19 protein-coding genes are annotated in these 24,576 nt (G+C 40.2%); 8 read left to right on the top strand and 11 right to left on the bottom strand.

Going from position 1 to position 24,576, the window contains the following annotated elements; translation table 11 throughout:
• Positions 1 to 21: 21 nt before the first annotated feature.
• The 4 genes from MTP24_RS03760 to tkt all read right to left on the bottom strand — a co-directional run bounded on the left by MTP24_RS03760 (position 22) and on the right by tkt (position 4,427).
• Positions 22 to 1,257, bottom strand: a complete 1,236-nt coding sequence (locus tag MTP24_RS03760) for a divalent metal cation transporter (protein ID WP_243532848.1) — start codon at positions 1,255 to 1,257, stop codon at positions 22 to 24.
• A gap of 142 nt (positions 1,258 to 1,399) precedes the next feature.
• Positions 1,400 to 1,756, bottom strand: coding sequence for a ribosome-associated translation inhibitor RaiA (gene raiA / locus MTP24_RS03755; RefSeq protein ID WP_006791946.1), 357 nt, complete (start codon positions 1,754 to 1,756; stop codon positions 1,400 to 1,402).
• A 180-nt stretch (positions 1,757 to 1,936) separates the two neighbouring features.
• Positions 1,937 to 2,251 (bottom strand): pyrimidine/purine nucleoside phosphorylase, encoded by a 315-nt coding sequence (locus MTP24_RS03750; RefSeq protein WP_138740245.1) that lies wholly within the window; start codon positions 2,249 to 2,251, stop codon positions 1,937 to 1,939.
• Positions 2,252 to 2,435: 184 nt separating this feature from the next.
• Complete coding sequence (tkt, locus tag MTP24_RS03745) at positions 2,436 to 4,427, bottom strand: transketolase (RefSeq protein WP_243532846.1); 1,992 nt, start codon at positions 4,425 to 4,427, stop codon at positions 2,436 to 2,438.
• A 305-nt stretch (positions 4,428 to 4,732) separates the two neighbouring features.
• Between tkt and metK the strand changes: the two genes are divergently transcribed.
• From metK to serA, 5 genes are all read left to right on the top strand, one after another.
• The gene (metK, locus tag MTP24_RS03740; protein WP_243532845.1) at positions 4,733 to 5,884 is read left to right on the top strand and encodes a methionine adenosyltransferase; all 1,152 of its coding nucleotides are present in this window, start codon (positions 4,733 to 4,735) and stop codon (positions 5,882 to 5,884) included.
• Between the two features lie 163 nt (positions 5,885 to 6,047).
• On the top strand, positions 6,048 to 6,596 hold the full coding sequence (locus MTP24_RS03735) for a hypothetical protein (protein WP_243532843.1): 549 nt from the start codon (positions 6,048 to 6,050) through the stop codon (positions 6,594 to 6,596).
• Positions 6,597 to 6,616: 20 nt separating this feature from the next.
• On the top strand, positions 6,617 to 7,213 hold the full coding sequence (locus tag MTP24_RS03730; RefSeq protein ID WP_243532841.1) for a 5-formyltetrahydrofolate cyclo-ligase: 597 nt from the start codon (positions 6,617 to 6,619) through the stop codon (positions 7,211 to 7,213).
• Between the two features lie 53 nt (positions 7,214 to 7,266).
• Entirely contained in the window at positions 7,267 to 7,920 is a 654-nt protein-coding gene (gene rpiA, locus MTP24_RS03725) for a ribose-5-phosphate isomerase RpiA (protein ID WP_058428471.1), read from the top strand.
• A 9-nt stretch (positions 7,921 to 7,929) separates the two neighbouring features.
• Entirely contained in the window at positions 7,930 to 9,159 is a 1,230-nt protein-coding gene (gene serA, locus MTP24_RS03720; RefSeq protein ID WP_006791939.1) for a phosphoglycerate dehydrogenase, read from the top strand.
• 76 nt (positions 9,160 to 9,235) lie between these two features.
• Here the strand turns inward: serA and MTP24_RS03715 are convergent, their stop codons facing one another.
• Together MTP24_RS03715 and radA are read right to left on the bottom strand one after the other, a co-directional pair.
• The gene (locus tag MTP24_RS03715) at positions 9,236 to 10,168 is read right to left on the bottom strand and encodes a hypothetical protein (RefSeq protein ID WP_243532839.1); all 933 of its coding nucleotides are present in this window, start codon (positions 10,166 to 10,168) and stop codon (positions 9,236 to 9,238) included.
• Positions 10,169 to 10,243: 75 nt separating this feature from the next.
• On the bottom strand, positions 10,244 to 11,629 hold the full coding sequence (gene radA / locus MTP24_RS03710; RefSeq protein WP_008130364.1) for a DNA repair protein RadA: 1,386 nt from the start codon (positions 11,627 to 11,629) through the stop codon (positions 10,244 to 10,246).
• A gap of 358 nt (positions 11,630 to 11,987) precedes the next feature.
• Here radA and MTP24_RS03705 point away from each other — a divergent pair, with 358 nt between their 5' ends.
• Positions 11,988 to 14,465 (top strand): PilZ domain-containing protein, encoded by a 2,478-nt coding sequence (locus MTP24_RS03705; protein WP_243532837.1) that lies wholly within the window; start codon positions 11,988 to 11,990, stop codon positions 14,463 to 14,465.
• 25 nt (positions 14,466 to 14,490) lie between these two features.
• Here MTP24_RS03705 and serB read toward each other — a convergent pair whose 3' ends face one another.
• Positions 14,491 to 15,510, bottom strand: coding sequence for a phosphoserine phosphatase SerB (gene serB / locus MTP24_RS03700; protein ID WP_243532835.1), 1,020 nt, complete (start codon positions 15,508 to 15,510; stop codon positions 14,491 to 14,493).
• Between the two features lie 148 nt (positions 15,511 to 15,658).
• On the opposite strand from serB, the gene MTP24_RS03695 reads away from it, so the two are divergent.
• Positions 15,659 to 16,279, top strand: a complete 621-nt coding sequence (locus MTP24_RS03695; protein ID WP_039036500.1) for an AhpA/YtjB family protein — start codon at positions 15,659 to 15,661, stop codon at positions 16,277 to 16,279.
• Here the strand turns inward: MTP24_RS03695 and MTP24_RS03690 are convergent.
• From MTP24_RS03690 to prfC, 4 genes are all read right to left on the bottom strand, one after another.
• Positions 16,246 to 17,013: a TatD family hydrolase gene (locus MTP24_RS03690; protein WP_243532833.1), complete on the bottom strand. Its 768-nt coding sequence runs from the start codon at positions 17,011 to 17,013 to the stop codon at positions 16,246 to 16,248. The genes MTP24_RS03695 and MTP24_RS03690 overlap by 34 nt on opposite strands.
• 21 nt (positions 17,014 to 17,034) lie before the next feature.
• Positions 17,035 to 17,673, bottom strand: a complete 639-nt coding sequence (gene pdxH / locus MTP24_RS03685) for a pyridoxamine 5'-phosphate oxidase (RefSeq protein WP_008130371.1) — start codon at positions 17,671 to 17,673, stop codon at positions 17,035 to 17,037.
• Between the two features lie 407 nt (positions 17,674 to 18,080).
• Positions 18,081 to 19,823 (bottom strand): arginine--tRNA ligase, encoded by a 1,743-nt coding sequence (argS, locus tag MTP24_RS03680; RefSeq protein WP_243532831.1) that lies wholly within the window; start codon positions 19,821 to 19,823, stop codon positions 18,081 to 18,083.
• 62 nt (positions 19,824 to 19,885) lie between these two features.
• The gene (gene prfC, locus MTP24_RS03675) at positions 19,886 to 21,475 is read right to left on the bottom strand and encodes a peptide chain release factor 3 (RefSeq protein ID WP_243532828.1); all 1,590 of its coding nucleotides are present in this window, start codon (positions 21,473 to 21,475) and stop codon (positions 19,886 to 19,888) included.
• Between the two features lie 424 nt (positions 21,476 to 21,899).
• Here prfC and MTP24_RS03670 point away from each other — a divergent pair, with 424 nt between their 5' ends.
• A complete protein-coding gene (locus MTP24_RS03670) occupies positions 21,900 to 24,560 on the top strand; it encodes a hybrid sensor histidine kinase/response regulator (protein WP_138741297.1) in 2,661 nt (886 codons plus the stop codon).
• The last annotated feature ends 16 nt before the right edge of the window (positions 24,561 to 24,576 follow it).

Raw genomic sequence — 24,576 nt, 5'->3', positions numbered from 1 at the left:
CCCTAAAGTAAGTGGCTATATTTAGGCTGCTAGTTTCCACGCCACAAACGCAACAGCAAAACCAACTAAATACACTAAGCCTAGCCACGTTAAGCTACGCAGTAATACGCTGTGCTTAATAGCTGGCTCTGAGCGAACTAGGCTAAAGTTAAGCCATGCAAAAACGGGGGTGGTTACAAAAGCAAGTGTCATGGCAAAGGTAAGCATGGGGCCAAGAGCTGATTTAAAAAATAAAATAACGGCCATGCCAGCTAGTGCTTGTAGTATTAACCAAATATTTAGGCTGTGTTTTGATTGCCCAAAACCAAGCAATTTATGTGACTCGTTAAGTGTACGTGCGTAGCCATCCAGCACGGTAAGTGTAGTGCCAAACATACATAAAAAAGCAATAGCTGATACCAGCGGCCTTGCCCACTCGCCAATAGTCAGTGCGTACATATCAATAAGCTGTTTAGCAAAGGCAACACCGCCAAGCTCAATACTGCTGCTTTGCCCGTATTGCACCAGCACACCTAAGCTAAAAAATACCAATGCTAAGCAGGCTGTTAGCCAATAGCCTACGTTAAAATCAAACAAGCCTTGGCTTTTAGTAACCACTTGCTGAGTTTGTTTTTCTTTAAGCCACAGCGAACTAAGGGCTGATATTTCTATGGGTGCTGGCATCCAACCCATTAACGCGACCATAAAGCTGAGCATAACAAGTTCGTACGGTGACGGGCCAACATAGTCAGCTGGCGCCATTGGGCCATTACTAAATGCGATAACTAGCGCAATAACAGTAGCCAGTGTTAATAACCCCATTATGCCTTTGGCAACGCTGTCGAGCGCTTTAAAGTGCCCTAACAATAATATGGCTAAGCACACACCGAGCAATATCCAACATAGCAGGGTTATCTCTATAACTACAGGCAATGCGTAATGCAGTAAGCTGGCGGTAAGTAGTAATACGCCTGCGGTATTAACAACAGCAGCGAGTATGTTTAGGCCTATAAAACTATAAAAATACACCGGACCTTTGTTTTTATAGCCTTCTACTAAACTGTTTTTAGTGGCTAAGGTATATTCCATACCAAAGCGAAAAAACGGATATTTTAATACGTTAACAGCCAGTATTAACCAAAATAGTTGCCAGCCAAATAGCGCGCCAGCCTGAGTAGATGCAACTAAGTGAGACCCACCAATTGCTGCGGTTGCCATTAAAATACCAGGGCCTAGTGCGCCTACGTGAGATTTCCAAGAAGTGTGTGTTTGCTGCATTAATTTCTCAAATTATGTGTGTTATTCACTCTGGTTATTAATTTTCACAATTAATAACACCGAAGGCTGCATAACTTACCTAAATTAAAGGCAATAAAAAAGAGCCATAAGGCTCTTTTTTATAGTGCTTTGGGACTAAAAATTATTTTAGTTCCATCTCTTGGATGATTTCGTGCGCTATTTCTGGCGTTGTACTTACAGGCTTTTCGTGTAAATTTGCTTTTATTTGCCCTTTTCGATGTTTTAGTGCTGCATCGAGTTTTTTAGCTGCGCTTGCAATAGCTGGGTACATTACTTCGTTTTCCCCTTTTACTGATATTCGCGCACCTTCGTAATTAGTGCTAATTTCGGCTTGGATTTTATGATGCTCTTTAGACAAGATCATATCGAGAGAAATAAGTGATGGAAAGTGGCTCTCAATTTTAGAAAATTTTTCGTTGATGTGCTCTCTAATAGAGTCAGTAACTTCAACATGGTGACCAGAAAGATTAATTTTCATAGGGTATCCTTTTATTTGTTACCTCATAAATAGTATTGGGGGCTATTTAGATTAACACAAGGAAAAAAGAGAGATATTTGAGGTTTATTTGCGGTTTTTGGTGATTTAAATCATGTGTTGCGCAAAGTTTATGCAAAGCCCATAAATCATGGGCTTTCAGACGTCTAGCTGTGCTAGCTATTAATCTGTGTACGAGCAACAGTAGTCGGCAAAATCACTTACTTTTACTTTAAAGCTTACGTTAGCGTCTACATTAAATGACTCGCCCGCATTAAATGTTTTCCACTCACTCTCGCCTGGTAATAAAATATCCCACTGGCCACCTAAAAGCTCCATGAGTTCTTTTTTACTGGTATCGAATACAAACTCACCCGGCTGCATAAAGCCTAATGTTTTGGTAGTTCCATCGCTAAATACAACCGTACGGCTTGACACTTTACCGTCAAAATACACGTTGGCCTTTTTAACTACGCTTACATTTTCAAACTGAGACATTTTAGCTCCTGCTATTAATTTAAAGATCTTTATTTATAAATTTTATCGCACTACCTTGCCTGATAGCTTACTTTCTTGCAAGAAAAGCAGTAACGCTTAAGATGAAGTTGTTTCATATATGGGCATAAAAAAACCCGCACATTGGCGGGTTTTTAAGTTACTTAACTTATTTAATCAAAAACGATTAAAAAAGTGCGTTTGCTTTGTTTACGATGTTTTCAACCGTAAAGCCAAAGTGCTCAAACAACTCGTTAGCTGGTGCAGACTCACCAAAAGTGGTCATACCGACTACAGCACCATTTAGGCCTACATACTTGTACCAATAATCAGCAATACCTGCTTCAATCGCTACGCGACGAGAAACGCTTGCTGGTAATACGCTTTCTTTGTACTCAGGCGATTGATCTTCGAATGCATCAGTACATGGCATAGATACAACACGTACCTTTTTACCTTGGCTGCGTAATTCAGTAGCTGAATCTTGTGCTAATTGCACCTCAGAACCGGTTGCAATAATAATTAGCTCTGGGTTGCCGTCACAGCTAAGGATGTAACCACCCTTTTTGACGTCGCTTAGCTGTTGTGCGTCACGCGCCTGTTGCTCAAGACCTTGGCGTGTGAATATTAACGATGTAGGACCGTCTTTACGTTCAATAGCTTGTTGCCATGCAATTGCTGACTCAACTTGGTCACACGGGCGCCAGTTATAAAGGTTAGGAGTTAAACGCATGCTGGCAATTTGCTCTACTGGTTGGTGAGTTGGACCATCTTCACCTAAACCAATTGAATCGTGCGTGTATACAAAAATGCTTGGTTGCTTCATTAATGCAGCCATACGAACCGCATTGCGTGCGTATTCCATAAACATTAAGAACGTTGCACCGTAAGGAATAAAGCCTTTATGAAGTGCAATGCCGTTCATAATTGCCGACATACCAAACTCACGCACACCGTAGTAAACGTAGTTACCACTTGCATCGTCCGCTGTTAGGCCTTTAGAGCCTTCCCAAATTGTTAAGTTTGAACCTGCTAAATCGGCAGAGCCACCCATAAATTCAGGTAATAATGGACCAAATGCATTTAATGCATTTTGTGACGCTTTACGAGATGCTGGATTTGCCGGGTTTGCTTGTAACTGCTCAATATACGCTTGTGACTTTTCAGCCCAGTCGGCAGGTAAATCTGAATTTGTACGGCGTTTGTACTCAGCTGCAAGCTCTGGGAATGCTTTTGCATAGGCTGCAAACTTTTCGTCCCAGCTTGATTCAAGCTCTTGGCCTTTAGCTTTTCCATCCCACTGTGCGTAAATGTCTTCAGGGATTTCAAAGGCATCCCCCGTCCAACCTAAAAACTCACGCGATGCTTTAATTTCGTCATCACCCAATGGTGCACCGTGACAGTCGTGGCTACCCGATTTATTAGGTGAACCGTAACCAATAATTGTTTTACAACAAATTAGTGTTGGTTTATCAGTCACGCTTTTTGCTTCGCTAATTGCAGCACTTACTGCATCGCTATCGTGGCCATCAACGCCACTAATTACGTGCCAGCCGTACGCTTTAAAACGTGCTGGTGTGTCATCGCTAAACCAACCTTCAACTTCACCATCAATAGAAATGCCGTTGTCATCCCAAAAAGCAACCAGCTTGCCTAGGCCTAATGTGCCGGCAAGCGAACAGGCTTCATGCGAAATGCCTTCCATTAAACAACCGTCGCCCATGAATGCATAGGTATGGTGATCAACAATGTCGTGACCTTCACGGTTAAATTGTGCCGCAAGCGCTTTTTCAGCAATTGCCATGCCTACCGCATTTGTGATCCCTTGGCCTAGTGGGCCCGTAGTGGTCTCGATACCTGGCGCATAACCGTATTCTGGGTGGCCTGGTGTTTTAGAGTGCATTTGACGGAAGTTTTTAATTTCGTCCAACGGTAAATCATAACCACTTAAGTGCAATAAAGAATAGATAAGCATTGAACCGTGGCCGTTTGACAGTATAAATCGATCTCGGTCTGCCCACTCTGGATTTGATGGATTATGTTTTAGATAATCGCGCCATAATACTTCTGCGATATCAGCCATGCCCATAGGGGCTCCAGGGTGACCAGATTTGGCCTTTTGTACTGCGTCCATTGACAAGACGCGAATAGCATTTGCAAGTTCTTTGCGAGATGGCATGAATTCTCCTACCTTATATATGTATTTGCGCGGGTATTTATGTGTTCGTTTATGTACTCAAGTTACAAGAGCACTTTTATTGCGACCATTCTTACTTATTGTGGGGTCTGTGTGCAATTAAAAACCCTATAAAAATGAGGTATTATGAATATTTTTTAAGACCATAATGTCATAACTAATTTAATTTAGACGTCTAGGCGTAAAAACACTATGCAAGGTGTTTCGTTTTAGATAAAATACGCCCCTTAATTTTTTAGCGCTAATACCGACGTTTGTGAAGCGCAATATTTGTGAGCATAATTACAATGGCAAAACATTTATTTACTTCTGAATCTGTTTCTGAAGGTCATCCGGATAAAATCGCCGACCAAATCTCTGATGCGGTTCTTGATGCTATCCTAGAGCAAGACTCTCATGCCCGCGTTGCGTGCGAAACATACGTGAAAACTGGTATGGTTATGGTTGGTGGTGAAATCACTACTAGCGCATGGGTTGATATAGAAGAAATTACGCGTAAAACAGTACGTGAAATTGGCTACACTCACTCAGACATGGGTTTTGATGCTGACTCGTGTGCAATTTTAAACACCATTGGTAAACAGTCTCCAGACATTAACCAAGGTGTTGACCGTACTAGCCCAGAAGAACAAGGCGCTGGTGACCAAGGCTTAATGTTTGGTTACGCATGTAACGAAACTGAAGTGTTAATGCCTGCACCTATTACGTATTCTCACCGTTTAGTTCAACGTCAAGCACAAGTACGTAAAAGCGGCGAGCTTAACTGGTTACGCCCAGATGCAAAATCTCAAGTTACTTTTGCATACGAAAACGGTAAGCCAGTAGGTATTGATGCGGTTGTTCTGTCAACTCAGCACAGCGAAGACATCTCTCAAAACGATTTAGTAGAAGCTGTGATGGAAACCATCATCAAGCCAGTACTTCCTGCTGAACTAATCACAAGCGCAACTAAGTTTTTTATTAACCCAACAGGCCGATTTGTAATTGGTGGTCCAATGGGTGACTGTGGTTTAACAGGACGTAAAATCATTGTTGATACATACGGTGGTATGGCACGTCACGGTGGTGGTGCTTTCTCTGGTAAAGATCCATCAAAAGTTGACCGCTCAGCTGCATACGCTGCACGTTACGTGGCTAAAAACGTAGTGGCTGCTGGCCTTGCTGATAAGTGTGAATTACAAGTATCTTACGCAATTGGTGTTGCAGAGCCAACTTCTATTAGTGTTGAAACGTTTGGTACTGGTAAATTAGAAGAAGCACGTTTAATCGAATTAATTCGTGAACATTTTGACCTACGCCCTTACGGCTTAATTCAAATGCTTGATTTAGAGCGCCCTATCTACCTTCCTACTGCAGCTTACGGCCACTTTGGCCGTGACCAATTCCCATGGGAACGCACAGATAAAGCTGACGCACTTCGCGCAGCAGCGGGTCTTTAAGACTAAAGCAAAAAAACGGCCCTTTTAAGGGCCTTTTTTATAGCTAGCAATTATGTAACGCAACGCTAATTCATAGTTTAAAAAATAACTATTAATTGGTCCTCGAACTTTTTTATACTTTAGGTATATACTCATTTAATTATAAAGCTTTAGGGATATTTAAATGACCGATAACTTTCGCGTTATGTTTGCTGGACTCGCTGATAACGTTGACTCAAAAACAGCGTGTACAACACTGGCGGCAAAACTAAAAATCTCAGAAGAAAAAGTAGCCTTATTTTTTAAAGGTAAGCCTTTATTTGCGCCTAGCGATAAAAACAAAGCATTAAAACAAGCTAAGCTACTTGTTGGAATGGGTATTAAAAGTAAGCTTCAAGCTGTATCGACAAATACTGAAAAAACCACTCAAACGGTAAGTGATAGCCAGCGAGATGAGCGTATTTTTGACGCATTAGACTACATAACCAGCAGTTTAATCAGGCTAGAAGAAAAACTCGAAGACCTTGAGCAGCGCTTACCTGAAAACCAAACAAAAACCCCTGAAGTAGATGAAGACGAATGGCAAGACGAAGAGCTATTACTGGACGAGGAACTAATAACTCAGCCTAAAAAACGCAGTAATGCATTGCTTTATTCGTTAATAGCTACGGTTGTTACGTTGCTTATTATACTTGCGGTGTACTTGGCGTTTCCTGCTTTATTTGCTTTTTAATTAGTTGGTAAGTTTGAAAAATGAGCGATTCACGCGCCCAAATAAGAAAATCTATTCGCGAATTACGTAATAATTTGTCTAATGAACAGCAAAATTTAGCATCTCAATCTTTAAGTATGAATTTTATTCAATACTTAAAAACAAAAAAAACAGCTAAAAATCAACATATCGCCATTTATTTAAGTAACGACGGAGAGCTTGATACCTCCTTGTTAATTAAAGAATTATGGAACTTAAATCACGTTATTTACCTACCAGTAATACACCCATTTAATGGCGCCACTTTGCTGTTTCAGCGCTATGAGAAAAACTCACCCATGAAGGCAAATCGCTATGGTATCTTTGAACCTAAGCTAAATTGCAGTCAAATATGCCCTTTACCCGAGCTGGACTACTTACTTATGCCATTAGTTGCATTCGATAATCAAGGTAATCGCTTAGGAATGGGAGGTGGGTTTTACGATAGAACACTGGCTCGTTTACACGATGAAAACTGGCAAAAAACACGACTTATAGGCCTTGCACATGAGTGCCAAAAAGTTGATGTATTGCCAATAGAGTCTTGGGACGTACCGCTTAAAACCATAATAACACCCAACAAAAATTACTGCTGGTGATGTGATTATTCGCATACTTGCAGCACACGTTTGACATACATGAGCACAAAATAATGACACAAGACGAATTAAAAAAAGCAGCAGCATGGGCTGCACTCGAGTTTGTAAAAGAAAACACGATAGTAGGTGTAGGCACAGGCTCAACCGTTAATCACTTTATTGATGCCCTTGGTACAGTTAAAGACACTTTAGTAGGTGCAGTATCAAGCTCTGAAGCTTCTACAGCGCGTTTAAAAGAGCTCGGTATTGAAGTGTTTGAGCTAAACGATATCGATGCACTCGATGTTTACATCGACGGCGCGGATGAAATTAACGCTCAAAACGAAATGATTAAAGGCGGTGGTGCTGCACTTACCCGTGAAAAAATTGTGGCTGCAGTTGCTAAGCAGTTTGTGTGTATTGTTGATGACACCAAACTAGTGGACACATTGGGGGAATTTCCGCTTCCCGTTGAAGTTATTCCAATGGCGCGCAGCTACGTAGCACGTGAGTTATTAAAGTTAGGCGGCGACCCAGTCTACCGCCAAGGTGTGGTTACCGATAACGGTAACGTTATTTTAGACGTATATAATTTAAATATTACCAATGCTAAGCAACTTGAGACAGATATAAATCAAATTGTTGGCGTAGTTACCAATGGCCTATTTGCGATGCGTGGTGCTGATAAAGTAATTATCGGCACTAAAAATGGGCCTCAAATTAAATAGGATGAGGTTATGAGTAAGGTATCGTTAGCAAAAGACAAAATTAAAATTCTCTTGCTTGAAGGTGTGCACCAAAGCGCAGTTGAAACGCTAAAACGAAATGGTTACAGCAATATAGACTACGTTAAAACATCGCTACCTGAAGACGAGCTTAAAGAACGTATTAAAGACGCTCACTTTGTAGGTCTGCGTTCTCGTACTCATATTAACGAAGCTGTTTTAGATGCTGCAGAGAAGCTGATTGCCATTGGTTGTTTTTGTATTGGCACAAACCAAGTTGACTTAAGTAACGCTCGCCAGCGTGGTATTGCTGTATTTAATGCGCCATTTTCAAATACACGCTCTGTTGCAGAGCTAGTACTTGGTGAAATACTGCTTTTACTTCGCGGTATACCTGAGCGAAATGCTGCGGCTCACCGTGGTGAGTGGCTAAAAACAGCAACGGGTTCATTTGAAGCACGTGGTAAAACGTTGGGTATTATTGGCTACGGCCACATTGGTACTCAGCTAGGTATTATGGCTGAAAATATTGGTATGAACGTCGAGTTTTACGATATTGAGGATAAGCTAACACTGGGTAATGCAAAACAAGTGCATAACTTGACTCAACTACTTCAGCGATCTGATGTAATTAGTTTGCATGTGCCAGAAACACCACAAACCAAAAACTTAATCGGTTCGGCAGAGCTTGCGGTAATGAAACAAGGCGCTATTTTAATTAACGCCTCTCGCGGCACCGTTGTTGATATTGATGCCCTTGCAGAATCACTTAGCGAGAAAAAGCTAAGTGGTGCAGCAATTGACGTGTTCCCTGTTGAACCTAAATCTAACGATGAAGAGTTTGTATCGCCACTACGCGACTTCGATAACGTTATTTTAACGCCGCATATTGGTGGTTCAACTCAAGAAGCTCAAGAAAATATTGGTATTGAAGTGGCAGGTAAATTGGCTAAATACTCAGATAACGGCTCTACAATTACCGCCGTTAACTTCCCTGAGGTATCACTGCCAGAGCTTGCTAACCGTAGTCGCTTATTGCATGTTCACCACAACCGCCCAGGTGTGTTAACGCAAATTAACCAAGCGTTTGCGCAGCACGGTATCAATATAGCGGCTCAGTACTTACAAACTGATGAAGCAATTGGTTATGTGGTTATTGACGTTGATACCGACCACTCTGAAGTAGCGCTTAAAGAGCTAAGTGCAGTTGAAGGAACAATTAGAGCGCGTATTCTTCACTAAACATTATCTATAATAAAAGCCGCATTTGATTAAACAAGTGCGGCTTTTTAAATTATGATTTAACGACTTATCGTGATTACTCGCCTTTAACTTCTAAATTTATAAACTTAACCAGTTCTTCTGGCTTACCAGCTAGCATCATTAATTGCTGGTTAACTTCCATCATAGTTTGGCCTTCAGGCAATTTTGCTGAAACAGTTAACGAATTTAAACCGCTGGCAAAGCTGGTTAACGCATTCGCTATTTCTTCAGTTACAGGCGCTTGCTCTAACTGCTGGGCTAACATTGCTTGCATTTGCTCAATAGTCATACCTTGCTTTGAAAGCTCACTTTCTAATAACTCTTTAAGTTTACCTTGGTTATTTATAACAAAGCTTGCGTTACGGGGTTCAAGCTTGCTCATTGCTTGCATCATACGTGTTTGCTGTTGCAGTTGCTGCTCATAAGTTAGAGGGGTATCACCCGCTTGCTTTTGTTCTTTGCTCATCGCAAGCGACGTATCCATAAGCGGTTTAGAATTAGCTAGCCCTATGTCCATATTAAAACTGATCACATCTTGAGCATTGAGCTTTACAACCATATCGCTTTCACCCGACTCTTCATTATAATCTAAAGATGAATGCAGGTTGTAACTTGCTGACGCTAATATGGCATTTGTGTCAGCAGGCAGTGTGGCAATAAAGTCTTTACTGAGCGTCAGATTTTTTACATCAAGCGATGTATGCGGCGAAATTTTATCGGTTTCGTAACCTTTAACTTCAATACTTTGAACGTTGGCCACACTCTCGCCCTCAGGGCTTATTACTTCCATACTTGTAATTTCAACACTTTTTGAAATAACACTTGCAGATAAGCCAGCATATTTAAATGTTGCACCCGTTTGCTCACTCACCATGGCCAGCTGCTTGTCTACTTCAGCACGAACCTCTTGGGTTGCAACATAGTTAGCGTAGCTAACGCCGCCAACACCTGCGGCAATAATCGCTGCGGCTATAATTAATTTTTTCATATTATTTCCTTATTCTATTTTTTATAAAAATTGTATTAACCCAAGAGTAACATTGCATACCAGTCGCTGTAAGCGTTAATTAATCAGGCTCAATAACTCATGTACCGTTTTTACTGGAGTTATTTTAGCGCCTAGGCCTTCCATTGATTTATGGTAGTTACGAAACGGGATAAATATTTCTGTAAAACCATGCTGTGCAGCTTCTTTAACTCGTGGTACGCCGCTGTCTATTGGTCGCACATCACCGTTTAAACTCAACTCCCCCATAATACAAGTGGTTCGAGGCACAACAAACTCGTTCAAGCTACTTAGTAACGCAGTAACAAGGGCTAAATCTATACAGGTTTCTGATTCATCAATTTTTAAACCACCCACAATATTAAAAAAGGTATCGTGAAATATTTTTGTTTTTGTATGTTTACGTAAAATACCTGTAAGCATTTTTATGCGGTTCATATTTAAACCGACACAAACACGCTGTGGAAATTCAGCCTCGGTTTCTGTTGTTAAACATTGTATTTCAAGCAATAGATTCCGATTACCTTTACGGATACAGGTAATAGACGACCCCGGGGATTCAGTCGTCGAGCCCGATAAAAATATCTCACTCGGGTTGTCTACGCTTAACATTCCACGCTCACACATTTTAAAAATACCCACAGTATCAATGTCACCAAAGCGGTTTTTATTGGCACGTAAGGTACGAATTTGTCCATCATTGGTGTCTATGTGTAATAGCGCATCAACAATGTGCACCAAGGTTTGCGGGCCTGCAATTTCGTTATTTTTATTCACGTGAGCAATAATAAACATGGTCACGTCATTCTGCTTACAATATTGAGTTAATGCTTGAGCTGCACTTTTAACTTGCGAAGGAGAGCCTGGACTGCCATTTGCAGTGTCTGTAACAACGGCTTGAATGGAGTCGATGACTGCAAATTTTATTTTATTTTTATCAAGCTCTTCAATAATGGTCTCAACGCTGGTTTCTGAAAGCAAATAAAGCTCATCGGCGTTATAGTCTAACTTTAAGCGGTTAACACGATTTTTAAACTGCGACAAAGATTCCTCAGCGGTACAGTAAAGAGACGGCATACGCTTTGACATTCTTGCCACCAAGTCAGATAAAAGCGTTGTTTTACCCGCCCCCGGATCGCCCGAAATAATATTTACAGACCCCGTAGTAACACCACCACTTAAAACACGGTCAAGCTCGCCTATTTCTGTGAGTTGTTTTTCGGCTTCAACGGTCGCTATGTCATTAATTTTTTTAGAACCACCACCAATACCTCCGGCATACCCGCCAACACTTGAGCGCGCTGTTGCTTTCTTACTTTGTCCTGCTGAAGGTTTAAATTCAGCTAACGTATTCCACGCACCGCAACGACATTGCCCCTGCCAACGTTGATAGTTCATGCCACACTCTGTACAAACAAACTCTACTTTTGCCGCTTTAGCCATTAATAACCTTATTTATTAATCATTGAATTTAAAAATGCGTACTGTTTTGTTGTTATTTTGCCATTTCATCTATTTACATAGCAACATAGCTTGCCTGTGCAAATTTCTTAAGCCACAATCATTACCTAATTAACTGTTTTACCTTTATATATCTTAGGGCATAGTTTTTGCTTTAAAATTGAATAAAAGTAACTTGCCAATAAAATGGCACATAACACATAATAACAAAAACTAAATGGTAGTTGCTCCAAAACCGTACCTATATTAATAACATAGCACGGTTCACGTTTATTGAATTTCTAATAAATGGATTTAATAGTATACCTACTTTTTCAAAGAGACGGTGATGGTTTTATAAATGGCTGATGACATCATGCTCAAACACGAGTCCCTCGTGAATGAGCTAAAACAATATTTAGGCAACGCCAAGTTTGACCTAATTTTTAAATCAAAAACAGCAGAGCTTACGAAGCCTGAACAGTTTTTAATTAAAATGGAAATGTCGCGCCTTTCTCAGCCTGTCGAGCGCTTTATTGATCTACGCGGTTTAGTTACAGGACAAGTAAAACCTTACGAACATAATGGTAAACAGCACTTTATGGATGAAACGGCCATTGAAGTGTTTGAAAGCGCATTAAAACAGCATGGTAAATACACACTTGCTGTTTACGAAGCGGTTATGAATACGGAAAATAATCACCGCGTAATGCAAAAAGAAGCCGCCGAAAAAGGGAATAAGCAAGAGCAAGAAGATTTACTAAATACTAATGTTATTAAATTTGCATCTTACGAAAGCCGTGCAGAAGAAAGGATGAATTATTCAATAAAAGTTACTATTGAATATAACGATAAGAAAAATATTAAAGCAAGTACCTCTGATATTTCTTTGAGTGGCTGTAAAATAAAGTTGGCAAAGCGAAACATAATTAGAAAAGGCCAACTAATAGCAATGCGTTTGGTGGGTCTAGAGCAAGACTTTGAACTGGGTTTAAAAAATGGCATTCAATATGAAGTAGTTGCCGTTGAGAATATCTCACGTGAATTTAATCATATTCGTTTAAAGCGAACTTACGTTGAAAATAATGAAGCCTTCGATAACTTTTTAGAAAGCTTTATTCACGGAAATAAACGCCGCTACAAAGTTAATTTAGATAACACACTCGATGCGGTTGTATCAAAAGGTTATGAGCAATATTACATACCTCGTGTTACTTCATTGTATGTGTTTTTAAGTAAAAAAGACGATCAGTATTATCCTAGTCTAAGCCTAACAACCGAAAATAATATTTTTATTCAGCGCTACTTTACCGATGAAAGAAGTGTACCTTGCTTATACAACGTGCTTAACCATAAACGGGTCAGTGGGTTATTAACACAACCAACAGCAGTTAAAGAAGATTACCTGTACACCTTTACACATGTGTCCTCTGGAAAGATTTATTACTATTCAGCAACCCGCACTGAATTAAACAATAATGCCAAACTACGTGATTTATTTTTAGGGTTTGGTAGTCAAAAAGAAAGCTGGCAATGCTTTAAAATTCAAATAATGCCGAGTCATCCTGATGATGCTTACATACCACTTTCACTGCCAAATTCTGCTGGTAGTAACATTGAAAAACTTAACAAACCTCCTTCGCCTCGTGTTGAAGGGTTAGTTAAAGACGTAAAATATATTGTTGTACTAACTAGTATAGGTAATAGCGTTGAGCAATCGCGTTATAAACAAATAACTTACGATAAAGCTTTGGTCAATCAGCTTAAACTTTTTGGGCATGCCAAACATAAAACGGCTCCCTATTTAGACATTGTTGCGCTTGAGTATGTAAATTTACGCTCGCATAAACGCTATTTATATAAAACCGACGTTAAATTACATATAAATGATACGGTATTGAGTGGACATACACGCGATTTTTCAGTCATGGGACTACAACTAGAGTGCGATCAGCCTGTTAGCTTTAAAAAAGGCGACATTGTCTTTTTAACATTCCCTGATTTACAAAAAATAACTAAAAAGCATGCATTAAACGAACTCAAGTACGAGGTTATGGCTATCAGTAAGTCACTGACCACCGTTAACTTAAAAGCCAATAGAGTGGCTGACTTACCCCATGCTGGCGTTAGTTTTTTCACACAATTGATTGAAAATAACAAAGACAAATTAAAGGTAAGTGAAGAGGCTCCTAAAATTGAAGGGCTTTCTACAGCACTTAGAAACATGGTAACAAAAAGCGTTTGCCAGTTTCCGCTGTATTTACACAAAGAAGCGGCACATTTTAAAGTGGGTGCAATTGGTTATGGTTTATATTCAAGCCCGCTGCATGTACTTTTACAAAACTTTGGTTTACTGAGCAATAAAACGGACGTGTCGAGTATAATAACTAACGAGCAAATTTTAAATGTGATCACTCCAAATATAAAAGATCGCAGCAGACAAGATCCGCCACTTGCGTTTACACTGGCAATCAATTTTGACCCCCGACAAGATAAAGTCACCGAAGCTATTCAAAGCCAGTGTATATTAGGTGAAGATTACAGCAGCTTTAATGAACAAATTAGCAAGGGGATTAAGTCTCAAATTATATTTGTTATGCGACTATATATTTCACGTACTGGTCGCCCAGATACAGATTACCTATCCAGCGAGCTTAGCTATGTGAGTCAATACGCATTACATAAAGCTAAAGAGTTGGAAGAAGCTTTATGGTCGGTAACAGGTGTGGGTGATGTGGTTGATATTACAGAAGAAGCTTTAAGTCATTTTGAGTTAGATCAACAAAAGGTTGACCAAATGGGCCGTCGTAAACTGCTTTGGTTAAACCGCTCTCGCTAAGCGGTTTAACGCTAATATGCCATCGTTATTTTTTGTTTAACGGAATAGCGAGCATATAAAGTAACTGTAATAACGAGCCTTTACAAATAGCTGCTTGCGCTTGCTCAACTACTTTTGGTTTACCATGAACAGCAACCCCAAGCCCAGCCTTTGCCATCATAACGAGATCATTTGCACCATCGCCAATCGCCACTGTTTGTATTTTTTCAAGTCCGAGCTTAGCTTGCAAAGACTCTAAAATAACCGCTTTTTGCTGTGCATCCACAATCGTACCAAGTACCTTACCAGTTAATTTATCATCTTTAAATTCAAGCACATTTGCATGTACTTCATCTAAATTTATTAGCTCCTTAACACGCTCTGCAAAAGGTACAAAACCGCCCGATGCAATTGCTAAATACCAATTGTGATGCTTTAGTACTTGGCACAAGGCTTTTATGCCCGGCATAAGTGGCAGGGTATTTTTTAACTCTTCAATAAGGTTTTTTTCAATGCCTTTAAGCTTACCTACGCGCTGATTTAAGCTTTCACTAAAATCGAGTTTACCTGCCATTGCGAGGGCTGTTACAGATGCCACATCATCGTACACATTTGCTAAGCGTGCTATTTCATCAATACATTCAATAGTAATCGCTGTTGAATCCATATCCATTACTAACAAGCCCGACTCGTAAAGGTTAGGCGGTGTATTAATTTGTACTAGTTGGCACTCTAGTGTTTCTGAAAACGCTTTAAGCGTTAATGGATTAATAGATTGCGTTGTATTTTGAGTATAAAAACAAAGTGCTGGAGATAAGCCCAAATCAGGCTGGTATTGGCATAATGCTGTGACCGTTTGCCCATGATGAGCTAAAAACTGAATAAAAGTATCTATACTTGTCGCATTAAAGTCACCTGCAAATGCAATACTAAACAACCCTTCTTGTGTATTTGGAACACCATCAAATAGTGTAAAAATCCCGTTGTTATGAGCAAACCATTGGTTGAGCGTTAACATTGACAATGATTGCTGAGAAGTAAGCTGTGCCATGCTGATTTGCGACATGGGATCTCCGTGTTTATTTTTATTCCACTGATATAAAACGAATTGAAGCGGTAATATGAATGCTAAATTCGCCATCGGGGTTAATTTAAGGTTATAGTAGTAGTTGTAACATCAAATCAAAATTCTGTCAGTAGCATATACGGTGACTATGAAAAATAACCATCTTAAAAATCCAATATCGGCATCACAAAAGAAACGACTTTTACGGTTATTATTAGCTGCTGGCTGTTTTGTATTGCTTAGTTGGGTAGGTGTAAATAGTAGCTTTCAAAGCCATCAGTTATTATATGATAGCGCCGACAACACAGCACAAAGCTTAACTCAATTTATGGCTTTAAACGTTAAAACACCACTGATAGAAAAAAACAAACCTCAGTTAAACACTATTTGTAACGACATAGCTAAAGACGAATTTGTACTGTCGGCTACCATTTATGATCATCAGGGGATTTTAGTCGCCAGCAGTGATAATTGGCAGTCACACCATATTTTAGGTCAACTTCCAGAATCGACTCCAGGAATAAGTAAACTTAAAACACCATTTGTTGAACCCGTTGTAAGCGATGATGATCGCCCTCTAGGGTTTGTTTCGGTAACCTATTTAACACGAGCTGCTATTTCAGATAGCCACAGCCATTTTCATGATTTGGGTCGTCAGGTTTTATTAATGCTAGTTATTGCATGTATTTTTACATGGCAATTGGGCCGTGGCTTAAAGCGTTGGCAAGTAAACCGCTATATACGAAAAACCTCAGAGCAAGAGTCGTAGAGCATTTTAGCTAGCACCTCTTTATCGCTACTTTGTTTTAAACTACACAGAGCGTTGAACACATTAGGGATATGAAGCGGCGTATTAATCTCACCTTGATGACCATTTAGTGGCATTGAGGGCGAATCGGTTTCGAGCACTAAGTGCTGAGGTTCAATTTGAGTAATTACATTACGAGTTTTAGCTGCGCGCTCGTAAGTTATAACCCCACCCACGCCTAATTTAAAACCCTGTTTAATATAATACTGTGCTTGCTGTAGTGAGCCAGAAAACGCATGTATCACTCCACCATATTTTGGCTTACAGCGTTTAAAAGATTGCGAAATTAAATCATGACTTTGCCGATGATGGACAATAAGCGGCAAATTTAGCTCATTAGCAATCGTTATTTGCTGCTCAAACAAACTCGTTTGTTTTGCAAGGTCTTCGATACTTCTATCAAGCCCACACTCACCTATAGCTATTAAATGATGCTTATTTGCAACCCCGAACTCAAAAAGTGCTTCTATGTGCGATTCTTTATGTTGATCTAAAAAATATGGATGTAACCCTGCAGCTATTTTTATACTTGGAAAAGTAGCTTTGAGTTTGATAAGAGTATGCGATTGGGCGAGCGTAATACCCGGTACAACAAACTGATTGACTCCCTTTGCTATACACTCGTTTATGAGCGATTCACGAATTGAATCAAACTCGCTAAAGTCGAGATGGCAATGAGAGTCAATAAATTGCACGGTTACTCAATCATCAATTTATTAAGGGTTTAAGCGTGTAACTTGCCAGCTGTTATCTGCTTGGCGCTGGTACATAAAACGGTCATGTAAGCGGTGTGCACCACCCTGCCAAAACTCAATTTTAGCAGGCACAACACAGTAACCGCCCCAAAAATCAGGCAGTGGAATTTCACCTTTAGCAAACTTGCTTTTCATATTAGCAAAGGTTTCCATAAGTACTTTTCGCGACGACACTGGCCTACTTTGTTGCGACGCCCATGCTGCTAATTGGCTTTCTTTAGGACGCGATAAAAAGTATTTTGCCACGGCTGATGTAGGTAATGGTTTTGCCTCGCCGTATACAATCACTTGGCGCTCCATATGGTGCCACGGAAAGTGCAGCGATATTTTGTTATTGCCTTTTAGCTCTTGCGCTTTGCGTGAGCCGGTATTAGTAAAAAATACAAACCCGTTATCATCTAAATGTTTTAACAATACAATACGCTGTGAAGGTTGCCCGGTTTCATCAACCGTAGCGACCACCATGGCCGTTGGGTCTGGGATATTACTGCCCACAGCATGCTCAAGCCACGTTTCAAATTGTTTGAATGGATCATCTTGCAAGTTATCTTCGCTTAGCGCGTCTTGCAGGTATTCACGGCGGATGTCTTCGAGTTTCATAAACAAATCCTTCTCTGTTTATTAAAGCGTATGTGGGTAAGTTAAGGTCAGGCAATCAATAGTAATCAGTAATAAGAACAATTTTATATTTTGGGTTAGTGCTTGGTTAATGTTGGGTTTCGTTTCACTCAACCCAACCTACGGTCAAACCTACCATCTGCAAGTGTAGAAGTGCTAGCAAGGCGGTAAAACTATTTATGCCAAGGAGCATACGGTTTGTATGTGACTTAGGATAAATAGTTTTACCAACGCAGCTAAAGCGAACTACACGCAGCAGAAGGTTCACCTAAGTAGTTTAGCCTAAGACAAGGCATTCACCCCTACTTATCCCTATGAGCATACGATTTGTATGTGATTAGGGTAAGTCGGGGTGGATAACGCAGTATTAGGTTAAAATACGACGGTGATTACATTTGCTCCATGACTTCAATGCCTAACAAATCCAATCCTGTTTTTAGCGTATCTGCCACTAAATTACACAACACTAAACGGCTGTCACGTACGCTTGGCTCTACGCCTTCTTTGAGTACTGGGCAGGCTTCGTAGAACGTCATGTATAGGCTAGCAAGCTCGTACAAGTACCCACATAATACGTGTGGAGTAGCCTCTGAGATCATTAAATCAAGCACTTCTTCAAGCTGCAGTAGTTTAAGCGCGAGTGCTTTTTCTTGCGGCTCGGCTATGGCTACATCAGCATTTAGCGTAGCGGCATCGACACCTGATTTACGGAAAATACTGCGTACACGGGTATAAGCATATTGTAAGTAAGGTGCTGTCGCGCCTTCAAAGCTTAACATGCTGTCCCAGTTGAATATGTAATCGCTGGTACGATGTTTAGAAAGATCAGCATATTTAACGGCGCCAATACCTACTTTACGGGCAATTTCGCTACGTTCATGATCCGATAAATCAGATTCACGCTCAGCTAGTTTTGTTGCTGCACGGCTAATTGACTCTTCAAGCAAGTCGGCAAGCTTAACAGTACCACCAGTACGGGTTTTAAATGGTTTACCATCGGCGCCCATCATGGTGCCAAACGGGCAAAACTCGTAGCTTGTTTCATCGCGTAAAAGGCCAGCTTTTCGTGCTGTAAGCTCTACTTGATTGAAGTGCAGGCTTTGGCGCGCATCAACAAATATTAAAATACGCTCAGCACCCAATTTATTTGAGCGGTAATCACACGCGGCTAAATCGGTGGTTGCATACAAAAAGCCGCCGCCAGATTTTTGCACAATAAACGCCGATGGCTCACCGTCTTTATTTGCAAGCTCATCTAAAAATACTACTTGTGCACCTTGCGACTCTACAGCTATGTTTTTATCTTTTAATAGGCTAATAATGTCGTTAAGCTCACTATTATAAGCACTTTCAGCCATAATATCAGCTTGAGTAAGCGTTACGTTTAGACGTTTGTAAACTTCTTCAGAGTGTTTAACAGAGGTCGCTATAAATAGCTTCCATAGCTTTTCACAGTGCGCGTCGCCGCCTTGTAGTTTAACAACGTAATCACGGGCTTTATCGGCAAAGCCTTCTTCATCGTCAAAACGTTTTTTAGCATCGCGGTAAAACGTTTCTAAATCAGCAAGCGCTACCGACTCTAAGTCTACGCCTTGGCTAATTTGATCTTCTAAATGCGCAATTAGCATACCAAATTGTGTGCCCCAATCGCCCATGTGGTTTTGACGAATGACTTTATCGCCTCTAAATTCAAGCGCACGTACAATGGCATCACCAATAATGGTTGAACGTAAATGGCCTACGTGCATTTCTTTTGCAAGGTTAGGTGATGAGTAATCTACAACAACAGTTTGCGGATTTGCGTGCTCGTTTACAGCCAGTTTTGTATCGCTGTTTGCTGCTTTTACACTGTTGGCTAAAAACTCAGGCTTTAAATGAATATTAATAAAACCTGGGCCGGCAATTTCTGTTTTTTCAGCAATGTCGGTTACATCTAGGTTATCAATAATTTTTTGCGCAAGCTCACGTGGGTTGCTTTTCATTTTTTTAGCGGCGCCCATTGCACCATTAATTTGGTAGTCACCAAATTGTGGGCGTGTGCTTTGTGTAACCGCTGGGTTTGTGTCTTCTGGTAGGCCTGCTGCGGTCATGGCGGCAATGGCTTTTTCCACTAAAATGGTACGAATGTTCATTATATTATTTACCTTTGTAAGCCCGCCATAGCAGGCTTTCAGTTTACTTTAGTCAGTCGATTCTAGTTTTCGCGAGTATGGTTAAAGGTTACTTCTGGGTAACGCTCTGTCGATAAATTAAGGTTTACACGGCTCGGTGCTATGTAAGTTAGGTTATCGCCACCATCAAGTGCTAAGTTGCTTTCGCACTTACGTTTAAACTCTTCAAACTTTTTAACGTCAGTTGAGCTTACCCAACGTGCTGTATTTACGTTTACGCCTTCGTAAATTGCATCTACGTTGTACTCAGCTTTTAAGCGCGCTACAACTACGTCAAACTGAAGTACACCTACCGCGCCTACAATTAAGTCGTTATTAATGAGCGGTCTAAATACTTGTACTGCACCTTCTTCAGAAAGCTGTACTAAACCTTTTAATAGCTGCTTTTGTTTAAGCGGATCGCGCAAACGAATACGACGAAATAGCTCAGGCGCAAAGTTTGGAATACCGCTAAATTTAAGCTTTTCGCCTTGTGTAAAGGTATCACCAATTTGAATAGTACCGTGGTTATGTAAACCAATAATATCGCCCGCAAATGCATCTGCTGCACGCTCGCGATCGCCCGCCATAAAGGTTACTGCATCTGAAATACTCACCTGTTTACCAAGGCGTACATGATTCATCTTCATGCCTTGACTATATTTACCCGACACAATACGCATAAAGGCAATACGGTCACGGTGTTTAGGGTCCATGTTAGCCTGTATTTTAAATACAAAACCAGTAAAGTTCTCTTCTGTTGCGATTACTTGGCGGTCTTCTGTTTCACGCGGTAGCGGCGTTGGTGCCCATTGCGTTAAACCATCAAGTACATGATCTACACCAAAGTTACCAAGGGCGGTACCAAAGTATACTGGCGAAAGCTCACCCGCTAAAAATAGTTCAAGGTCAAACTCGTTTGAAGCCCCTATAACAAGCTCTAGTTCTTCACGTAGTTGTTCAGCGAGTTCTTCACCAATGGCGATATCTAGCTCTGGGTTATCAAGGCCTTTAACAGTGCGAACTTCTTGAATTGTATGACCTTGGCCTGTTTTGTATAAAACCGCTTCGTCGTTATGAATGTGGTAAACACCTTTAAACTCTTTACCACAACCAATTGGCCACGTAATAGGCGCACAGGCAATATTTAGCTCTGTTTCTACTTCATCAAGCAGCTCCATTGGGTCACGAATATCACGGTCACACTTATTCATAAAGGTTACAATTGGCGTAGTACGTAGGCGCGTAACTTCCATTAGCTTACGGGTACGTTCTTCTACACCTTTTGCGGCATCAATAACCATTAAGCACGAATCTACTGCGGTAAGAGTACGGTACGTATCTTCAGAGAAGTCTTCGTGTCCAGGGGTATCAAGTAAATTAACCAGCGCATTGTTATACGGAAATTGCATTACAGAGGTAGTAACCGATATACCACGCTCTTTTTCCATTTCCATCCAGTCAGACTTTGCATGCTGATTAGAGCCACGGCCTTTTACCGTTCCGGCTTTTTGAATCGCTTGTCCGAACAAAAGTACTTTTTCGGTGATGGTGGTTTTACCTGCATCCGGGTGAGATATAATTGCAAAAGTACGTCGTTTATTTATTTCGCTAAGGAGATTTTGGTCTGCCATTAAAAAGTTCTTATAGTTTGAATACGGATAATATCACCATAAAGTGTGCAGACGTTTAAAGGCTAAAACTGCTAAACCCCGAAACCTCAACACACCAAAACCAAGAGTAAATTAGCTCCTAGTTTGCGATCCGTTATGTTAATCGTAATTAAAGACTATTTTCGCTGATCTTGACCCTTTAAACAATCAATGGTTAGTTATTAACTGATCTTTTTTATCAATATTTAAACTCAGGCCGTTTAGTTTGTAATTTGACTCAAGCAAAATAAAAACTTTTACTTAATTAAGTAATTAAAACCTACGCATAAAGGGGAAGTTACCTCTAACTAAAGTTTATATTTTAGCGATGAGTTAAGCGCAGGCTTGTTTAATAAACTTGTAACGCATACTATAAAAAGATTGCGTCAAGGATATTAGTTAGTTAATGAAAACCAGTAAGTTAAGCATTAGATTATTATGGTATATAACCCCGCTTGTTATATTGCCCCTGCTATTTTTAGGTGGGTTTACGTTAACTAATGTAACTAACTCTACGCAAAAACAAGCCGATCTAATCATGAGCCGCTTTGTTGAGCAGCAACAACAAAAAGCGTTTAACTACATAGACTCATTCCACTCTACCACTAAGCTACTTTCTCGCTCTCCGGTACTTAACGACTTTTTGGCCAATGACGCACTTTTAGACGGAAATTATACGCGCAGGCTTGGCGCTCTAATGGATGTATTTGCCAGTTACAGCGAAGCCTACCCTGACATTATTAGTATAAATCTAGTGTCGGCTAGTGGTAAAAGTGACGCCTATCATTCAAATAATTTAACCATAGCGCCTAAAAACTACCCCTTTTTTAATCAGGTTATACAAAGCAATTTGAGCCAACAGCAGTTTATGGTTCAAAAACCCGACGGCACAACCAGCCTGTATTTTGTGCAACGAATAGACAGCGTGGGTTATTACCTAAAACGTCCACAACAACTGGGGTTTATTGTTGTAAATGTTGAGCCTTCAATTTTAAATACCAGTATTTTAGAAGCGCCTTATAACAATACGCTCAATTTATTGTTGACCAAAGACGGTAAAATACTATTTAGCTCTAATTATAATTTACGAGGCCAGTACATTAGCGAATATGAACTTAATAAGGTTCGCGATTTGGCCGACATAGGCTCACTTTCTACCATTGAGTTATCGAGCATTGATAAAATCGAACGTATGATTTTTGCCGTACAAATGAGCGGCGGCTATTATTACGTATCAACAATTCCCAAAGCGGTACTTCATCAGTCGGGCAAAGCCATTAGCTTAATTACGGGTCTGATTGTTATTATTTCAGTGATCTCGTTACCTATCTTGATATTTGTTGTTGTACGTAACCTATTGTTAAATCCAATAGAGCTATTAGGTGCAGCCAGTCACCGAGTAGGTGACGGTGACTTAGCAGTAAGCTTACCCGCTCATACCGATGACGAAGTAGGCATACTGTTTAACGACTTTAACCACATGGTTAATCAAATTAGGCACTATCAACAACAACTCGAAGAATACAAACATCACCTAGAAGACAAGGTGGAAAGCCGAACTCAAGCGCTTGAGTCTATGAATAGCCAACTTGAACTCGCTATTACTCAAGCAGAGCAAGCTAACCAACTTAAAAGTCGTTTTTTAGCAAACATGAGTCATGAAATACGAACCCCTCTCACCGCTATTATGGGCTTTACAGAGCAGTTGCTACATAACGATAAAATAGTAAACGACAAACAACATTTAAGTACTATTTTACGAAACTCAAAGCACTTACTTGAACTCATTAACAATATTTTGGATTTATCTAAAATTGAAGCTGAAAAATTAGCTGTAGAGCAAGCCTCTGTGAACGTTGTGCAGTTAATCCATGATATTGAGTCAATCATAACGCCACTGGCGCAAGAAAAGCGTTTAGAACTTAATATTATTTTTGACTTACCAATACCGCAAACTATATACACTGATGTAACACGCTTAAAACAAATTTTAATTAATGTGGCCAACAACGCCGTTAAATTTACAGAGCAAGGGCATGTCTCTATTTGTGTGCATTATCATGCTAAAAGCAACCTCATTGAGTTTGTAATAACCGACACCGGTATTGGTATGTCTGAGCATCAAATTTCTCGTGTATTTAAACCGTTTGAACAAGCAGATGCGACAACTACACGTCGCTTTGGTGGTACTGGGTTAGGATTATGTATATCCAAAAATCTGGCAAATTTATTGGGTGGCGACATAAAACTAGAAAGCGAAGTGGGCGAAGGAAGTGAATTTTCAATTAGTGCTGCTTGCCACTTAAAAGGCAAAACACCCGAGCTTGAGCTGCTTGTCGATCATGCACAATTAACCCCTGAAAAAGACCCTCTATTATCATTTGCGACTAACAGCTTTGACGCAAATATTTTGGTTGCTGAAGATAACCCAGATAATCAGCTACTAATTAAGTTGCTGTTGCAAACTTGGGGGCTTGAGCCTGACATAGCTAATAATGGTGCACAAGCCGTAGAAATGGCGCTAGTAAACGACTATCAACTCATTATTATGGATATGCAAATGCCCGTCATGGGTGGGCTTGAAGCCACCAAAATGCTACGACATGCTGCTTACGACGGTCCCATTATTGCACTTACCGCAAACGTAATGAATCACGATATTGGTACCTATATAGAAGCTGGCTGCGACAAAGCGCTTGGAAAACCAATAGATAAAGATGCCCTCGAGAACGTACTTGTTAGCTACTTGCACCTTGAAAAGGATAATCAAAATAAGTGGGATGACTTGTTAAAAAGTGAAAAGTTTCAACAGATATCTGATAATTACTTAGCAAACTTACCCAGTTATTTGGAACAAATAAAAACATTTCACCATGCACAAGATTGGGAAAGCCTAAAAGCAGTTGCGCATAGTGTTAAAGGCAGCGCAGGATGTTTTAACTTTGATGCCATTTACAAAAGCGCTGGCAACCTTGAAGAAAACCTAAAAAGTAACGATAAATCACAAAGAGATGAAATTATAAACTCAGTAATAGTGGCAATACAGCAGGCTATTAACTCAAAATAAAACAGTTGGCTGCCTG

The organism is Pseudoalteromonas sp. APM04 (genome assembly GCF_022809815.1).
GTDB classification, from domain to species: domain Bacteria; phylum Pseudomonadota; class Gammaproteobacteria; order Enterobacterales; family Alteromonadaceae; genus Pseudoalteromonas; species Pseudoalteromonas marina.
The sequence above is the reverse complement of the archived record's forward strand: the minus strand, read 5'-3'. Positions and strand labels throughout refer to the sequence as shown.

Bases quoted from the DNA above. Each gene is read 5' to 3' on its own strand.
- radA (WP_008130364.1), bottom strand. From the start codon at position 11,629: ATGGCTAAAGCGGCAAAAGTAGAGTTTGTTTGTACAGAGTGTGGCATG.
- argS (WP_243532831.1), bottom strand. From the start codon at position 19,823: ATGAACATTCGTACCATTTTAGTGGAAAAAGCCATTGCCGCCATGACC.
- MTP24_RS03735 (WP_243532843.1), top strand. From the start codon at position 6,048: ATGACCGATAACTTTCGCGTTATGTTTGCTGGACTCGCTGATAACGTT.
- serA (WP_006791939.1), top strand. From the start codon at position 7,930: ATGAGTAAGGTATCGTTAGCAAAAGACAAAATTAAAATTCTCTTGCTT.
- MTP24_RS03705 (WP_243532837.1), top strand. From the start codon at position 11,988: ATGGCTGATGACATCATGCTCAAACACGAGTCCCTCGTGAATGAGCTA.
- rpiA (WP_058428471.1), top strand. From the start codon at position 7,267: ATGACACAAGACGAATTAAAAAAAGCAGCAGCATGGGCTGCACTCGAG.
- MTP24_RS03715 (WP_243532839.1), bottom strand. From the start codon at position 10,168: ATGAAAAAATTAATTATAGCCGCAGCGATTATTGCCGCAGGTGTTGGC.
- serB (WP_243532835.1), bottom strand. From the start codon at position 15,510: ATGTCGCAAATCAGCATGGCACAGCTTACTTCTCAGCAATCATTGTCA.
- pdxH (WP_008130371.1), bottom strand. From the start codon at position 17,673: ATGAAACTCGAAGACATCCGCCGTGAATACCTGCAAGACGCGCTAAGC.
- MTP24_RS03760 (WP_243532848.1), bottom strand. From the start codon at position 1,257: ATGCAGCAAACACACACTTCTTGGAAATCTCACGTAGGCGCACTAGGC.
- prfC (WP_243532828.1), bottom strand. From the start codon at position 21,475: ATGGCAGACCAAAATCTCCTTAGCGAAATAAATAAACGACGTACTTTT.
- MTP24_RS03695 (WP_039036500.1), top strand. From the start codon at position 15,659: ATGAAAAATAACCATCTTAAAAATCCAATATCGGCATCACAAAAGAAA.
- metK (WP_243532845.1), top strand. From the start codon at position 4,733: ATGGCAAAACATTTATTTACTTCTGAATCTGTTTCTGAAGGTCATCCG.
- tkt (WP_243532846.1), bottom strand. From the start codon at position 4,427: ATGCCATCTCGCAAAGAACTTGCAAATGCTATTCGCGTCTTGTCAATG.
- MTP24_RS03670 (WP_138741297.1), top strand. From the start codon at position 21,900: ATGAAAACCAGTAAGTTAAGCATTAGATTATTATGGTATATAACCCCG.
- MTP24_RS03730 (WP_243532841.1), top strand. From the start codon at position 6,617: ATGAGCGATTCACGCGCCCAAATAAGAAAATCTATTCGCGAATTACGT.
- MTP24_RS03750 (WP_138740245.1), bottom strand. From the start codon at position 2,251: ATGTCTCAGTTTGAAAATGTAAGCGTAGTTAAAAAGGCCAACGTGTAT.
- raiA (WP_006791946.1), bottom strand. From the start codon at position 1,756: ATGAAAATTAATCTTTCTGGTCACCATGTTGAAGTTACTGACTCTATT.